The organism is Sphaerisporangium sp. NPDC049003 (assembly GCF_043197795.1).
In the GTDB taxonomy this organism is placed as follows: domain Bacteria; phylum Actinomycetota; class Actinomycetes; order Streptosporangiales; family Streptosporangiaceae; genus Sphaerisporangium.
Map to the genome: position 1 here is coordinate 165,033 of NZ_JBICTU010000020.1, position 14,942 is coordinate 179,974.

11 protein-coding genes are annotated in these 14,942 nt (G+C 70.3%); 7 read left to right on the forward strand and 4 right to left on the reverse strand.

The window, feature by feature from the left end; all coding sequences use genetic code 11:
- Window positions 1–62: 62 nt before the first annotated feature.
- The 5 genes from ACGFIV_RS22655 (at window position 63) to ilvC (ending at window position 7,493) form a co-directional block, all read left to right on the forward strand.
- Window positions 63–971, forward strand: coding sequence for a 2-hydroxyacid dehydrogenase (locus tag ACGFIV_RS22655; RefSeq protein WP_358550867.1), 909 nt, complete (start codon window positions 63–65; stop codon window positions 969–971).
- A gap of 252 nt (window positions 972–1,223) precedes the next feature.
- Window positions 1,224–3,869: an EAL domain-containing protein gene (locus ACGFIV_RS22660; RefSeq protein WP_392837452.1), complete on the forward strand. Its 2,646-nt coding sequence runs from the start codon at window positions 1,224–1,226 to the stop codon at window positions 3,867–3,869.
- Window positions 3,870–4,099: 230 nt separating this feature from the next.
- Window positions 4,100–5,890: an acetolactate synthase large subunit gene (locus tag ACGFIV_RS22665; RefSeq protein WP_392837454.1), complete on the forward strand. Its 1,791-nt coding sequence runs from the start codon at window positions 4,100–4,102 to the stop codon at window positions 5,888–5,890.
- A gap of 40 nt (window positions 5,891–5,930) precedes the next feature.
- A complete protein-coding gene (gene ilvN, locus ACGFIV_RS22670) occupies window positions 5,931–6,455 on the forward strand; it encodes an acetolactate synthase small subunit (RefSeq protein WP_358550873.1) in 525 nt (174 codons plus the stop codon).
- A 51-nt stretch (window positions 6,456–6,506) separates the two neighbouring features.
- Window positions 6,507–7,493 (forward strand): ketol-acid reductoisomerase, encoded by a 987-nt coding sequence (gene ilvC, locus ACGFIV_RS22675; protein ID WP_358550881.1) that lies wholly within the window; start codon window positions 6,507–6,509, stop codon window positions 7,491–7,493.
- 80 nt (window positions 7,494–7,573) lie between these two features.
- Here the strand turns inward: ilvC and dacB are convergent, their stop codons facing one another.
- Both dacB and ACGFIV_RS22685 read right to left on the reverse strand, forming a co-directional pair.
- Complete coding sequence (gene dacB / locus ACGFIV_RS22680) at window positions 7,574–9,133, reverse strand: D-alanyl-D-alanine carboxypeptidase/D-alanyl-D-alanine-endopeptidase (RefSeq protein WP_392837457.1); 1,560 nt, start codon at window positions 9,131–9,133, stop codon at window positions 7,574–7,576.
- A 109-nt stretch (window positions 9,134–9,242) separates the two neighbouring features.
- Window positions 9,243–9,782: a DUF1707 and FHA domain-containing protein gene (locus ACGFIV_RS22685; protein WP_358560588.1), complete on the reverse strand. Its 540-nt coding sequence runs from the start codon at window positions 9,780–9,782 to the stop codon at window positions 9,243–9,245.
- Window positions 9,783–9,871: 89 nt separating this feature from the next.
- Between ACGFIV_RS22685 and ACGFIV_RS22690 the strand changes: the two genes are divergently transcribed.
- The gene (locus tag ACGFIV_RS22690) at window positions 9,872–10,453 is read left to right on the forward strand and encodes a PadR family transcriptional regulator (protein WP_358560587.1); all 582 of its coding nucleotides are present in this window, start codon (window positions 9,872–9,874) and stop codon (window positions 10,451–10,453) included.
- Window positions 10,454–10,493: 40 nt separating this feature from the next.
- On the opposite strand, the gene ACGFIV_RS22695 is transcribed toward ACGFIV_RS22690, so the two are convergent.
- Entirely contained in the window at window positions 10,494–11,858 is a 1,365-nt protein-coding gene (locus ACGFIV_RS22695; protein ID WP_358553372.1) for an MFS transporter, read from the reverse strand.
- A 169-nt stretch (window positions 11,859–12,027) separates the two neighbouring features.
- Window positions 12,028–12,927 (reverse strand): hypothetical protein, encoded by a 900-nt coding sequence (locus tag ACGFIV_RS22700; protein WP_358553370.1) that lies wholly within the window; start codon window positions 12,925–12,927, stop codon window positions 12,028–12,030.
- Window positions 12,928–13,135: 208 nt separating this feature from the next.
- Here ACGFIV_RS22700 and serA point away from each other — a divergent pair, with 208 nt between their 5' ends.
- Entirely contained in the window at window positions 13,136–14,725 is a 1,590-nt protein-coding gene (gene serA / locus ACGFIV_RS22705) for a phosphoglycerate dehydrogenase (RefSeq protein ID WP_358553368.1), read from the forward strand.
- Window positions 14,726–14,942 lie beyond the last annotated feature (217 nt).

Here is a 14,942-nt window from a genome sequence, read left to right on the forward strand (position 1 = left end):
CCATACTGGTGCTGGCGTCACGAGGTTCCCGGCCCAGTAGGGGGTCGTTAGGCTTGACGGTCATGAAGATTTGGGCTCCCTCGCAGGCCGTCGTCGAAGTTCTGACCGATCTGCCCGACGTCGACTGCGTCCTGTACGACGGTGGCCCGCGGCCGCCCGAGGGGGCCGAGGAGATCGAGGTCTGGGTTCCCCCTCTGGTGCCCCCGCGCCAGACCCCGGAGCTCCTTGGCCGCATGGCCAAGCTGCGTCTGCTGCAGACCGTCACGGCGGGCGTGGAGGCCTACCGCCCGCACCTGCCCGACGGGGTCGTCCTGTGCAACGCGCGGGGCGTGCACGAGGCCGGGACCGCCGAGTGGGCCGTGGGCGCGATGATCGCGGTGCTGCGCGACTTCCCCGCCTTCACCGGCGCCCAGCGCCGGGGCGAGTGGGCCTACCGCTACACCAGCGCCCTGGCCGACGCGACCGTGCTGATCGTCGGGTACGGCTCCATCGGCCAGGCCCTGGAGCGTCGCCTCGACGGGTTCGAGGTCGACGTCGTACGGGTGGCGAGCACCGCCCGTGAGGGCGTCCACGGGCAGGACGAGCTTCCCGCCCTGCTGCCGGAGGCCGATGTGGTGGTGCTGCTCGTGCCCTCCACCCCGGGCACGGCGGGCCTGGTGGACGCCGCGTTCCTCGCGAGGATGAAGGACGGCGCGGTGCTGGTCAACGCGGCCAGGGGCCCCGTGGTCGACACCGGCGCGCTCGTCGCCGAGCTCCAGCGGGGCCGGATCAGGGCCGCGCTCGACGTGACCGACCCCGAGCCCCTTCCCGAGGGACATCCGCTCTGGACGGCTCCGGGAGTCTTCATCACGCCGCACGTGGCCGGCAGCACGCCCGCCTCGATCCGGCGCGTGCGCAAGCTCGTACGGTCTCAGATGCTGAGATATTTGTCCGGGGAGCCGCTGAACAACGTGATCACGGGGTCCTACTGACACGCTTGACATGTCTTTCTGACTCGGACCGATAGGAAAGCAAACCCAGACCGTGGCTGCCTCGTGACCTCCGCTGCGTACCGTGAATCTCACCACGCGAACCGTTCGCGGGCACCACGGCGGTTATCAGATCGGTGACGACTGGGCGGTTGTCGCCCCTTCCGCCGCCGGGCGGGCGCGACACTGGCGACGTGACAGGGATGAGCCGCATGGGCGACGACGTTGAACGGCCTTCGTGACCCAAGGGTCCCGTTGACCGCCGCCGCCGGGCTCGGCGCGGTGGGCCTCGCGGCTGCCCTTCTCGTCGGCGGGTCCTCCACCGTCGTCACCGCGGTCGCGGGAGTGGTGGCGGGACTCCTCGCCGTCGTCTCGCTGTTCGTGGCGGCCATACACACCGCCCCGCCTCCCCCCTCCTCGTCCTGGCGCTGGCTCGCCGGGGGGGCGATCACCTGGCTGGCGGGCGTCGGCCTGCGGCCGATCGCCGAGGGCACACCCTTCGTGCTGACCTTCGCCGATGTCCTGCTGCTCGTGGGCACCCTGCTGCTCGCCATCGGATGCGGCGTCAGCGTGGGGCGTCCCGCGTACGGCAGGTCGCTGCTCCACTACGTCTCCAGCGCTTACGTGAGCGCCGCGTCCCTCTTCACGATCTGCTGGGTCGTGCTGCTCGCGCCCGCCTACGCCAAGGCCGAGGAGCCGAGCACGCTGGCCCTGCCCGTGGTGTGCCTGCTCATGACCTGTGCCGTGGCCCCCGCCGTGCTGGCCGCCCGCTCCGGCGGACGGCGGGCGGGCATGGCCGCGCTCGCCGTGCTCGCGGCGATCACCGTCGGGGAGCTGGCCACGGCCGTCGGGCGGCTGACCGCGGGCGGCACCCCGCCGCTCGTCGCGGGCATGTTGGCCCCGGTCACCTTCCTGCTGCTCGCCGCCACGCCCTGGGCGAGCCGCGCCTGCGCCAAGCCGGTACGGTCCGCGCCCTCCTCCGTGGTCGACGGCGCGCCGCTGGCCCTGGCGGGCGTCGCCGCCGTCGTCCTGGTCGTACGCGTGCTCGCGGGCCGGCCCGACGACCCGGTGCCGGTGCTGCCGATCATCGCGGGCTCGGTCGTGGCCGTGCTCCTCGCCCGGGTGTTCGTGCTGGCCCTGGAGACCGCGAGCATGCGCGGCACCGTGGAGTCGGGCGAGCGGCGGCTCATGCACCTCGCCGAGAGCGCCGGCGACCTCGTCCTCGTCTGCGACCCCGAGGGGGTCGTCCGCGAGATGGGGTCCGGGGTCGAGGAGCTTTACGGCTACCGCCCGGAGGATCTGGTCGGCACCTCGATCTTCGACTACGTGCATTCGGAGGACGCTCCCTCCGTCCAGGCGGCGCTGCGGGCGATGTCGGCCGAGGAGGAGTCCTCCGCCGACCGCCAGAGCGCCTGCAGGGTCGCCTGCCGGGTACGCGCGGCCGACGGCACCTGGTGCCCCGCGGAGTCCGTCGCCACCCGGCACCCGCGCGAGGGCGAGGATCTCGTCCTCATCTCCACGCGCGACGTCAGCGACCAGGTCGCCCTGCGCAACCAGGTTGCCCACCTGACCTTCCACGACGGTGTGACCGGCCTGCCCAACCGCGCCTACTTCGAGGAGCGCACCCGCGAGGTGCTCGCCCGCAGGGGCACGGGGCGCACGGCCGTGGTCTTCGTCGACCTCGACGGGTTCACCGGCGTCAACGACTCCGTGGGCCACGCCAGCGGCGACTACCTGCTCAGCCAGGCGGCCCGGCGGCTGCGCGCGGCCGTACGCGCGGACGACACGCTGGCCCGCTGGGGCGGCGACGAGTTCGCGGTGCTCCTGGAGTCGGGCAGCTCGGGCGGGTCCGGCGCGTCGGGGAGCTCGGGCACGGCGGACGCGCAGATCGCCATCGACCTCGCCGAGCGGCTGGTGCGCGCGGTGTCCTCAGAGCCCTTCCGGGTGGCCGACCGCGACATCGCGCTGACCGCCAGCGTCGGGGTGGCGTTCGCCGAGGACGGCGTCCCCGCCGGCGACCTCATCCGCAACGCCGACGTGGCGATGGCCAGGGCCAAGGAGCTCGGCGGGCGCCGGGTCGAGGTGTTCGCCGCCCACATGCACGCCGACGTCGTACGGCGGCTTGAGCTGGCCGCCGACCTCCAGCGCGCGCTGCTCGCCAACCAGTTCGCCGTGGAGTACCAGCCGGTGGTCGACCTCGCGACGTCGCGGGTGACGGCGGTGGAGGCCCTGGTGCGCTGGTGGCGGGGGAGCACGTTCGTCCCTCCCCAGCAGTTCCTCGGCGCCGCCGAGGACACCGGGCTGATCGTCCCCCTGAGCGAGTGGATCCTGCGGGAGGCCTGCCGCGAGGTCGCCGGCTGGCGGGCGTCGTCGTGGGACATCGGGCTCTCGCTCAACCTGTCCAGCCGCCAGATCACCGATCCCCGGTTCGTCGAGACCGTCGAGGAGGCCCTCGCCGAGAGCGGCCTGCCCGCGAGCGCCCTGACCCTCGAAGTCATCGAGGAGATGCTCGTCGAGGACGCAGAGGAGATCATCAACCGCCTGTCGGAGCTGCGCGCTCTCGGCGTGCGGCTCGCGATCGATGACTTCGGCACCGGGTACGCGTCCCTCGCCCTGCTCCGCAGGCTGCCCGTCGACATGATCAAGATCGACCCGTCGTTCGTCTCGGGTCTCGGCCGCGATGAAACGCTCACCCTGCTCACCCGCACGATCGTGCGGCTCGGCCACGATCTCGGGCTGATCGTCGTGGCCGAGGGCATCGAACGTCCCGAGCAGCTTGAGCTCCTGCGTGAGATGGGCTGCACCCGAGGTCAGGGCTATCTGGTGGCCAGGCCCATGGCGGCGAGAGGGGTCGACTCGCTGATGCGTACGAGCCTGTCGCCACTCCAGAACACCGCTTAGCTTTCTCCCTCCGAGATCCCATATTGTGAGACATGTGTCCGGGGATTTGACACGTCGGATGTGTCAGGGGCTATCGTTGCGGCATGCGTATCACTGGGGACCTCATCGCCGGGCTCTCGCGAGCCTGGCTTGACAGTGTAGTACTTCGCCGGCGCGCGGGTCGCTGACGAAGAGTCCCCAGCCTGCGCGCCAGCCCCAGCACCGCCATACCGGCGGGCGGGGCATTTTTTATGGCCACACCCAGCTCAGCCACGCAAGGAAACGAGCCGATGACCGAAGAGATGACAGGTGCGCAGGCCCTCGTCCGGGCACTGGAACAGGTCGGGGTCGACACGGTGTTCGGGATCCCCGGCGGTGCCATCCTGCCCGCCTACGACCCGCTCTACGACTCCACCAAGCTCAGGCACGTGCTCGTACGTCACGAGCAGGGTGCCGGCCACGCAGCCGAGGGGTACGCCCAGGCGACCGGGCGCGTCGGGGTGTGCATGGCCACCAGTGGTCCCGGCGCCACCAACCTCGTGACCGCCATCTCCGACGCCTACATGGACTCGGTGCCGATCGTCGCGATCACCGGCCAGGTCGCGTCTCCTCTGATCGGCACGGACGCCTTCCAGGAAGCCGACATCTCCGGCATCACCATGCCGATCACCAAGCACAACTTCCTGGTCACCGACGCCGACGACATCCCCCGGATCATCGCCGAGGCATTCCACATCGCCTCAACCGGTCGTCCGGGCCCCGTGGTGGTCGACATCTCCAAGGACGCGCTCCAGGCGAAGACCACCTTCGCGTGGCCGCCCACGATGCGCCTGCCCGGCTACCGTCCGGTCACCCGGCCGCACTCCAAGCAGATCAGGGAGGCCGCGCGCCTGATGGTCGAGGCCAAGCGGCCGGTGCTCTACGTCGGCGGCGGCGTGCACAAGGCGCGGGCGTCGGCCGAGCTGGCCGAGCTGGCCGAGCTGACCGGCATCCCCGTGGTCACCACGCTGACGGCCAGGGGCACCTTCCCCGACAGCCACCGGCTGCACCTCGGCATGCCCGGCATGCACGGCACGGTCGCGGCCGTCGGCGCCCTCCAGCGCAGCGATCTGATCGTCGCCCTCGGCACGCGCTTCGACGACCGTGTGACCGGCCGGCTCGACAGCTTCGCCCCGCACGCCAAGGTGATCCACGCCGACATCGACCCGGCCGAGATCTCCAAGAACCGCCACGCGGACGTCCCGATCGTGGGCGACTGCCGGGAGGTCCTCACCGACCTGGTCGCGGCCGTCGAGCACGAGCACACCGAGGGTCGCGCCGGCGACTACGCCGCCTGGTGGACCCTGCTCCAGGGCTACAAGGACACCTACCCCCTCGGGTACGACCAGGCCGAGGACGGCTCGCTGTCCCCGCAGTACGTCATGGAGCGGCTCAGCGAGATCGTCGGGCCGGACGCCTACTACCTGGCGGGCGTGGGCCAGCACCAGATGTGGGCCGCGCAGTTCGTCAAGTACGAGATCCCCGGCACGTTCATCAACTCGGGCGGCGCGGGCACCATGGGCTTCGCGGTCCCGGCCGCGATGGGCGCCAAGATGGGCCGGCCCGAGGCCACGGTGTGGGCCATCGACGGCGACGGCTGCTTCCAGATGACCAACCAGGAGCTCGCCACCTGTGCCATCGAGGGCGTGCCGATCAAGGTGGCCGTCATCAACAACGGCAACCTCGGCATGATCAGGCAGTGGCAGACGCTGTTCTACAACGAGCGCTACTCGAACTCCGACCTGAAGACGGTCCGTCGCATCCCCGACTTCGTGAAGCTGGCGGACGCGTACGGTTGTGTCGGCCTGCGGTGCGAGCGGCCAGAGGACGTCGACGCGACGATCCGCAAGGCCATGGAGATCAACGACGTGCCCGTGGTCATCGACTTCGTCGTCCACAAGGACGCCATGGTCTGGCCCATGGTCGCGGCGGGCACCGGCAACGACGAGATCAAGATCGCACGGGACATGGCTCCCGTGTGGGACAACGAGGAGCTGCTGTGAGCCGCTTCGCACGCCTGACGGGTTTCGCGGGAGGGAACGCATGAGCCGCCACACGCTGTCGGTTCTCGTCGAGAACAAGCCGGGCGTCCTCGCCCGGGTCGCCTCGCTGTTCAGCAGGCGGGGCTTCAACATCGACTCGCTGGCCGTCGGGCCGACGGAGCACGCCGACGTCTCGCGGATGACCATCGTCGTCAGCGTCGCCGAGCTTCCGCTGGAGCAGGTCACGAAGCAGCTCAACAAGCTGGTCAACGTGATCAAGATCGTCGAGCTCGACTCCTCCCAGTCCGTGCAGCGGGAGCTGACGCTGATCAAGGTCAGGGCCGACGCCGAGACGCGCGGCAACGTGCTGGAGCTCGTGCAGCTCTTCCGCGCCCGCTGCGTGGACGTCGCCACGGACGCGGTGACCATCGAAGTCACCGGCACGCCGGACAAGCTCGACGCCTTCATCAGGGTGCTGGAGCCGTTCGGCATCAAGGAGCTCGTCCAATCGGGCATGGTGGCCATCGGCCGCGGCGCCCGTTCCATCACCGACCGCTCGCTCCGGGCCCTGGACCGCAGCGCTTGAGCGCGCGGGCGCGAGCCGTACGAAATCACGAAAGGCAAGCTAGTGACTGAGATCTTCTACGACGACGACGCCGACCTGTCGATCATCCAAGGTCGGCACGTGGCCGTGCTCGGGTACGGCAGCCAGGGCCACGCCCACGCGCTGTCGCTCCGGGACTCCGGCGTGGATGTCCGGGTGGGCCTGCCCGAGGGCTCCAAGAGCCGCGAGAAGGCCGAGAACGACGGCCTGCGCGTCGTCAGCCCGGGGGAGGCGGCCGAGGAGGCCGACCTCATCATGATCCTCGCGCCCGACCACATCCAGCGTCACCTGTACGCCGAGCACGTCGCGCCGAACCTCGTCGAGGGCGACGCGCTGTTCTTCGGGCACGGCCTCAACATCCGCTACGGCCTCATCGACGCGCCCGAGGGCGTCGACGTCGCCATGGTGGCGCCCAAGGGCCCGGGCCACCTGGTCCGCCGGCAGTTCACCGCCGGTCGCGGCGTCCCGGTCCTGGTCGCCGTCGAGAAGGACGCGACCGGCGACGCCTGGCCGCTGGTGCTCTCGTACGCCAAGGCCATCGGCGGCACCCGCGCCGGCGCGCTCAAGACGACCTTCACCGAGGAGACCGAGACCGACCTGTTCGGCGAGCAGGCCGTGCTGTGCGGCGGCGTGTCCGAGCTGATCAAGACCGGCTTCGAGACGCTGATCGAGGCCGGCTACCAGCCCGAGGTCGCCTACTTCGAGTGCCTCCACGAGATGAAGCTCATCGTCGACCTCATGTACGAGGGCGGCATCTCCAAGATGTACTGGTCGGTCTCCGACACCGCCGAGTACGGCGGCTACTCGCGCGGGCCGCGCGTCGTCACCTCCGAGACCAAGAAGGAGATGGAGCGCATCCTCGGCGAGATCAAGTCGGGTGAGTTCGCCCGCGAGTTGGTCGAGGAGTTCGACGGCGGCCAGAGCAACTTCCGCAAGTACCGCGAGGAGCTGGCCGAGCACTCCATCGAGAAGACCGGCGCCAAGCTCCGCCCGATGATGAGCTGGCTCAAGGAGAAGTAACCCTTCCCCTTCGCCTGACCGGCTCCGTCCCCTCGCGCGAGGGGACGGAGCCGGTGGCGTTCGCGGGCGTCAGTGCCGGTTCAGCACTGGACGGGTTTGAGCCACGAGCATTCGAGGTCGCTGTCGCTTCCCTGGGGGTCGGCGGTCCTGAGCTGGACGGTGGCGTCGACCGGGGTGTCCCGCTTGAAGCGCGCGAGGCGGACCGCGATGGAGTCCTCCAGGGTCTTGGGGCTTCCCGTCAGGTAGTTGTTGGTCAGGATCGAGAACACCAGCGGCTCGCCGTCGGCGCTGGTGACGTAGCCCGACAGCCCGGTCACGCTGGTCAGCGAGCCGGTCTTGGCGTGGACGTTGTTCGCCGCCGGGGTGCCCGCCATGCGGCTGCGCAACGTCCCGCCGGTGAAACGGTCGGAGTTGCCGGCGATCGGCAGGGCGTCGTACCACGTCGTGAACCACGGCTTGGAGCGCATGGCGATGAGGAAGCCCGTGAGCTCGCCCGGGGTCACGCCGTCCAGCCGCGACAGGCCCGAGCCGTCGCGCAGCCGTACCGCCTTGACGCCGTTCTTGTTGGCGAACCCGAGCGTGACGGCCAGCCCGGCGTCCCAGGTGCCCCTGCCGGAGACCTCGCGGCCCATCGCCTTGGTGAGGATCTCGGCGTGCATGTTGTTGCTGAGCTTCAGGAAGGGCACCAGGAGCCGGCTGAGCGGCATGGAGTCGTGTTGCGCCACGCTCTTGGCCGCCGCCGGCGTCGCACCCCTGGCGGTCGTGCCGAGCACACGCACCCCGTGCTTGCCGAGTGCCTTCCTGAACAGGGACGCGGCGTACCCGGTCGGGTCGTCGACCGTGACCCATTCGTCGTACGGCCCCGCGACCGTGCCGGTGATCACGACCCTGTTCGTGCCGTGCACGCGGTTGACGAGGACGTCGGTCGCGGTGCCGGTGGTGGCGTGGTTCTCGATCGTGAGGTAGTCGGTCGGCGGCGTGGTGGTCACCTTGGCGGCGGAACCCGCGGACGCGCCCGGAGCGACGGAGACGATCACCGAGCCGGCGTCGTAGTCGGTGTCGGGGGAGGCGGTCAGCGCGGAGATCTGGGCCGCGTAGTAGTACGGCTCGTCGTCCCAGGCCCAGTCGGTGCCGAGCCGCACGTCGTCGAACCAGGTGTCGTCGGCGACCAGCTTGCCGGTGACGATCCTGACGCCGGAGCCGGCCACCTCGGCGGCGAGCGCGTCGTAGTCGGCGGCGAGCATGGTCGGGTCGCCGGTCCCCCTGAGGTAGAGGTCACCGGCCAGGGTCGAGCCCAGGCGGCGTCCCGAGCTCAGCACGCTCGTGGTGAAGCGGTAGTCGAGGCCCAGGGTGTCCACGGCTGCGGTGGAGGTCAGCAGCTTGGTGTTCGAGGCCGGGAGGAACACCTTCCCAGGGTCCTGCTCGTACAGCGTCTCGCCCGTCGAGGCGCTCTTGACGACCACGCCGGAACGGGCCACGGCGAGGTAGGGGTTACCGAGGAGCTGGTCGAGATCCTTGGTGAGATCCGCGACGCCGGGCGCGGGGTCGGCGGCGTTCGCGGGAACGCTCGCCCCCGACGCCCAGGTCACGGTGAGGGTGAGGAGTACTGCCGTCAGCAGTCCGGCCGGTCGTCGGGGCATCCGCACGGGTTCCTCCAGAGGTAGATGGCCCGGATCATGCCGCGATCATCGAGAACCTCTGACCAGACGGCAATACGGAAATGTTCGTATCTTGTCCGGCCGGAACCGCCTACTGCGGCAGGGACACCAGGAACGCGCACTCGCCGAAGGCGATCTCGTCCCCCGCGCGGACGTGGGCCGGTCCGACCAGACGCCAGCCGTTCAGCCGCGTGCCGTTGAGCGAGCCGAGGTCCACGAGGAGCCACTCCTCGCTGTCGCGGCGCAGCTCGGCGTGCACGCGTGACACCGTGAGGTCGGTGAGGATCAGGTCGCACTCGGAGCCACGGCCCACCACATAGCGCGGCCGGCTCTCGGCGGGCAGGGCGAGCCGGGGGAGGCGCGGGCGGCGCCACGCGCTCTCGATGCGCGTGGTGAGGTCGGAGACCGAGGCAACGGCTTCGGTCAGCCTCCGGCGCCACCTGCCGTGCGGCGGGAGATCGGAGACGAGGTCGGTCAGCTCGACGCGGCTGCGGGCCCGCAGCGCTCGATCGACCCGTCCGAGAAAGGTGTCATGCGAGATCTGTCCTTCGAGCGCATGATCGCGGAGCTCACTGATCGCGCGATCACGGTCCCCGTCGGAGGCGCGCACAGGCGGGTGCGTCGAGCTCATCTCCCGAGTATCAGGCTGGCAACGGCAAGGTGTCCAGAATATGCGGGATCTGTTGTCGAGAGCATACTGAGTATGCATACTGAGTATTCATGTCGATCCGCCATGGCCTTCTCGCCCTGCTGACACAGGGACCGCGCTACGGCTATCAGCTTCGTGTGGAGTTCGAGGCGTCCACGGGGGCGACCTGGCCGCTGAACATCGGCCAGGTCTACACGACGCTCTCCCGCATGGAGCGCGACGGCCTCGTGGCGCCCGGCGAGCAGGATGACCAGGGCCGGGTGGTGTACGCCATCACCGACGAGGGCCGCTCGGAGCTGTCGCGATGGTTCGGCACCCCCATCGCCCAGGCCGACCGGCCCCGCGACGAACTGGTGATCAAACTGGCCATGGCCGTCACCGCGCCTGGCGTCGAGGTCCGCCAGGTCGTCCAGGCCCAGCGCAGCGCCACCATGCGCACCCTGCAGAGCCTGACACGCGCCAAACGCGCCGAGCCCGGGACCGCGCAACGCCTGGTGCTCGACTCCATGATCTTCCAAGCCGAAGCCGAACAACGGTGGCTCGACCACTGCGAGTCCGTACTGGCCGCGACCTCCCCCAGCGCGCCGCCACCGGCCGGCGCGCCGTCCTCACCGGCGCGTCCCTCCCGCACCGCGCATTCGTCCCAGGAGTAGGAATCCCTGATCTTTCCGCGTTGGGCCGGTAAAGGCGTCGTCACTCGGCCGGGGTGGGGACGGCGGGGGTCGCCTCGTCGAGGTGGGCGGCGGTGAGGTGGTATTTGAGGGTCATCAGGATGCCGGTGAGGATGATCACGGCGGGGATGACGGCCTGGGTGAGGACGATGGCGGTCAGGGCGCTGCCGGGCTGGGTGACGGGGTGCTCGGGATCGGAGGAGATGAAGCCTCCGGCCCCCAGCACCCCGCCGACCACCAGGGCTCCGAGAGCGGTCACCGCGCTTTCGACGGCCGTCCACAGCCCGGTGAAGACGCCACCTCTGCGCTTCCCGCTCGTCGTGGAGTCGTGGGCGATCACGTCGGCCAGCATGGAGAACTGAAGAAGCTGGAGACCGGCGTACCCCACGCCGATGACCAACGTCGCCAGATGGGCGTAGAGCGAGCCGAAGACCGGGGTGAGCGCCGCGAGCAGCGCCCCGGCCATGAAGAGCGCCCCCGCGAGGATCATCGCGCCCCGCTTGTCCATCTTGCGGGCGAGCCACACCCACAGGGGCATCGTGATCAGCATGGGGCCGACCAGCGCCGCGAAGAGGGTGCTGGTGGCCGAGGGGTCGTCCAGCGTGTACGAGGCGAAATAGGGCGCGCTCGCGAGCATCACGCCCGCGGCCAGCGTCTGCGCGCTCGACAGGCCGAGCAGCCAGAGGAACGGCCGGCTGGCCTTCGCCGCCGCGAGCTGCGCCCGGAGGGTCGCCTCCGGCTCGGCGCTGCCCGTCAGCGGCGCGCGGGCCGTACCGAAGAAGGACGCGAGCATGGACACGAGCAGCACGGCCGCGAAGATGACCCCCATCATGCGGTAGCCGTCGAGGGAGTGCGCCGCGATGGCGGGGGCGATGATGCCGCTCAGCGCCACCGCGAGCGCGATGAAGATCATGCGCCACTGCAGCAGCGAGGTGCGTTCGTGGTAGTCGTGCGTCATCTCGGCGGGCATCGCCTTGTACGGCACCTCGTACAGCGCGTACCCGGTCGCGGCGATGAGGAAGAACAGGCCGACGAAGAGGGCGGCCGGAGTCCCGGTCAGGGGTGGGCCCATGAACGTGAGCGCGAAGGCGATCGGAAGGATGATCGCCCCGGCGAGCAGCCAGGGCCGGCGGGGGCCCCAGCGCGAGACCGTGCGGTCGGACCACTGGCCCACCAGCGGGTTGATCACCAGATCCCAGGCCTTGGGCGCGAAGACCACCACGCCGGCCAGCCAGGCGGGCACCGCGAGGATGTTGGTCAGGTAGAACAACAGCAGCAGGCCCGGGATGGCGCTGAATGTCGCGGTGCAGAACGAGCCCACACCGTAGCCGAGCCGCACGCCTCGCGAGACGGCCTGGGGCCGGGATGCCGCCGCCGAAGGGATCATTGCGTAATTACAGCCCACCCGGCGTTGGCTCGCCAGCCCCAATCACCGGCGTTCCGCCCGATCACGGGCATTCCAGCCCAGGTGTAGTCCACAGCGGCGGCGGTGACGGCCGGTGGCCGTGGACGGCGGTGGCCGGCCGGACCCCGGTGACGCCGGGACCGGTGGCCGGTCAGCAGTCGGAGACGTCGGCGCAGACGACGTGGGCGCCGAGCTCGATCATGCGGCGCTCGGTGTTGGCGTCGGCGACGCGGGCCATGAGCACGGGCGCCTCGCTGGCGGCCAGCTGCGGCAGCCGCGCGCGGACCATGCGGTGCAGGTCCCTGACGATGTCCTCGGCCGCCCGCATGTGCACCTTGACGTGGAGCATGATCCCCGACGATCCGGAGACGGTCCGGGCCTCGGAGATCCACACGTGGTGGACCAGGGGGAAGTCACGGAGCAACTCGGAGATCGCCACGCGCAGCGCGGGCAGGATCGGGTGGACGCACCGCTTGTACCCCGGGTCGACCTGTTGCATCGGGCCCGACAGGTGGGGCCTCGGGGCGGGGATCCACGGCCGCGCGGGCGCGTCCGGGGGGCTCTGCGGCACCGGCGAGTTGAGCGTCTCTTTCCGCTCCAGGACGGGCGAGCTGGACATCGTCGTGTGCCGCGAGACCGTCGCCATCGCGCCCGTGGCGTACGCCGTGGGTGACGCGCTGGACAGGGCCGGCGCGTGCCGGCCGCTGCGGGTGGCGGCGAGGTAGCGCTGGAGGTCCTCGATGGGGACGGCCGCCGCCGCGGGTCCCGCGGCGTCGATGACGATCTCGCGCACGCCCGTGACGCGCTGGATGTCGAGGATGGTGTCGGCGTCACAGGCCGACAGCGAGTGGTTTCCACGGTGCCGCGCGTAGGTGTTCGGGTCGGTGTACCCGAGGAGCACACGGTCGCCGGCCTGCGTCGTGCCGAGCACGACGGAGCGGTCCGGCCGCACGGCTACCAGGATGCCCCACTCGGCAAGGGCCGCCAGTAGCCGGTGGGGGCTGCCATGCTGCGCGAGCAGTTCTCCGAGAGCGGGGTTCCCGATGCTCATACGACAAACGATAGGTAGTGGGACACAGCTTATCAGCCTAATCGTCAAGAAATGTTGTGATCAATACCAAGATGGCGGCTTGCGCGTGGATCCAGTTTAGATGGGTACGCGCCGCCGTCTCGGATGCCGGGACGTTCGTGAGAGGTTTCACAAGCGCGGATAGACTCGAACCTTGTCCGTGCATCCGCGCTTCCCAAAGGACCCACCAGTGAACAAGCCCGTCGTCCTGGTCGCAGAGGAGCTCTCCGAAGCAGGTCTCGCCGTGCTCGGGGCCGACTTCGAGGTCCGTCACGCAGACGGCGCCGACCGATCGCAGCTCCTGCCCGCCCTCGCCGAGGTGGACGCGCTCATCGTGCGCAGCGCCACCCAGGTGGACGCTGAGGCGCTGTCCCACGCGCCTCGCCTGCGCGTCGTCGCCCGGGCCGGGGTCGGCCTGGACAACGTCGACGTCGAGGCCGCCACCAAGGCCGGTGTCATGGTCGTCAACGCGCCGACCTCCAACATCACCAGCGCCGCGGAGCACACCGTCGCCCTGATCCTCGCCAGTGCCCGCAACGTCGCGCAGGGCCACAGCGCGCTCAAGGCCGGCGAGTGGAAGCGCTCGAAGTACACCGGTGTCGAGCTCGACGAGAAGGTCATCGGCATCCTCGGCCTCGGCCGCATCGGCCAGCTCGTCGCGCAGCGCCTCGCCCCCTTCGGCGTCGAGCTGATCGCGTACGACCCCTACCTCCAGCCGGCGAGGGCCGCCCAGATGGGCGTGCGCCTGGTGTCGCTGGAGGAGCTGCTCATGCAGGCCGACTTCATCACCGTGCACCTGCCGAAGTCCAAGGAGACCGTCGGGCTCATCGGCGAGCGCGAGCTGCACACCGTGAAGCCGTCGGTGCGCATCATCAACGTCGCCCGCGGCGGCATCGTCGACGAGAACGCGCTCTACTCCGCACTCAAGGAGGGCAGGGTCGCCGGCGCCGGCATCGACGTGTTCTCCAAGGAGCCCTGCACCGACAGCCCGCTGTTCGAGCTCGACAGCGTCGTGGTGACCCCGCACCTGGGCGCCTCCACCCACGAGGCCCAGGAGAAGGCCGGCACGCAGGTGGCGCGCAGCGTCAAGCTCGCCCTCGCCGGCGAGTTCGTGCCGGACGCCGTCAACGTCCAGGGCGGCGCCGTCGCCGAGGACGTCAAGCCCGGCCTCCCGCTGGCCGAGAAGCTCGGCCGCGTGTTCACCGCCCTCGCCGGTGAGGTGGCCACCCGGCTCGACGTCGAGATCCGCGGCGAGATCGCGGCCCACGACGTGCGCGTGCTGGAGCTCGCCGCCCTCAAGGGCGTCTTCACCGACGTCGTCGAGGACGCCGTGACCTACGTCAACGCCCCGCTGCTCGCCAAGGACCGCGGCGTCACGGTGGAGCTGGTCACCAGCGACGAGAGCCCCGACTGGCGCAACGTCGTCACCGTCAGGGGTGTGCTGGCCGACGGCCGCACGGTCTCGGTGTCGGGCACGCTCTCCGGCCCGCGCCAGGTCACCAAGATCGTGGAGATCAACGGCTTCCAGATGGAGATCGAGCCCACCGACCACCTGGCGTTCTTCACCTACGCCGACCGGCCGGGCATCGTGGGCATCGTCGGCAAGATCCTTGGCGAGCGTCAGGTCAACATCGCCTCGATGCAGGTCGCCCGGGACGCCAAGGGCGGCAGGGCCCTCATCGCGCTGACCGTCGACTCCGCCATCTCCGCCGACGTCGCCGACCAGATCGTGCAGGAGATCGGCGCCGAGGGCGGGCGCACGGTCGACCTCGCCGACTGAGCACCGCGTTCCGTCCCGCCGGTCGAGCCGTACGGTCTCACGGGCTGGACGGGGCGCCCACGAGAAGGCCCATCACCCACCGGGTGGTGGGCCTTCGTCGTCTCACACAGTGAGATACTAGGTCGTCCTACGAGACACCTGGCCTACTGGCAGGTAACGTGGTGGGCGATGACGCGCCAGGTATCCGTACTCATTACCTGCCGCGGCGGGGCCTGAT

What these genes read in the sequence shown, in the direction of transcription:
- ACGFIV_RS22700 (WP_358553370.1), bottom strand. Translation starts at nt 12,927, where the DNA reads ATGAGCATCGGGAACCCCGCTCTCGGAGAACTGCTCGCGCAGCATGGC.
- ACGFIV_RS22655 (WP_358550867.1), top strand. Translation starts at nt 63, where the DNA reads ATGAAGATTTGGGCTCCCTCGCAGGCCGTCGTCGAAGTTCTGACCGAT.
- ACGFIV_RS22690 (WP_358560587.1), top strand. Translation starts at nt 9,872, where the DNA reads ATGTCGATCCGCCATGGCCTTCTCGCCCTGCTGACACAGGGACCGCGC.
- ACGFIV_RS22685 (WP_358560588.1), bottom strand. Translation starts at nt 9,782, where the DNA reads ATGAGCTCGACGCACCCGCCTGTGCGCGCCTCCGACGGGGACCGTGAT.
- ACGFIV_RS22665 (WP_392837454.1), top strand. Translation starts at nt 4,100, where the DNA reads ATGGCCACACCCAGCTCAGCCACGCAAGGAAACGAGCCGATGACCGAA.
- dacB (WP_392837457.1), bottom strand. Translation starts at nt 9,133, where the DNA reads ATGCCCCGACGACCGGCCGGACTGCTGACGGCAGTACTCCTCACCCTC.
- ilvN (WP_358550873.1), top strand. Translation starts at nt 5,931, where the DNA reads ATGAGCCGCCACACGCTGTCGGTTCTCGTCGAGAACAAGCCGGGCGTC.
- ACGFIV_RS22695 (WP_358553372.1), bottom strand. Translation starts at nt 11,858, where the DNA reads ATGATCCCTTCGGCGGCGGCATCCCGGCCCCAGGCCGTCTCGCGAGGC.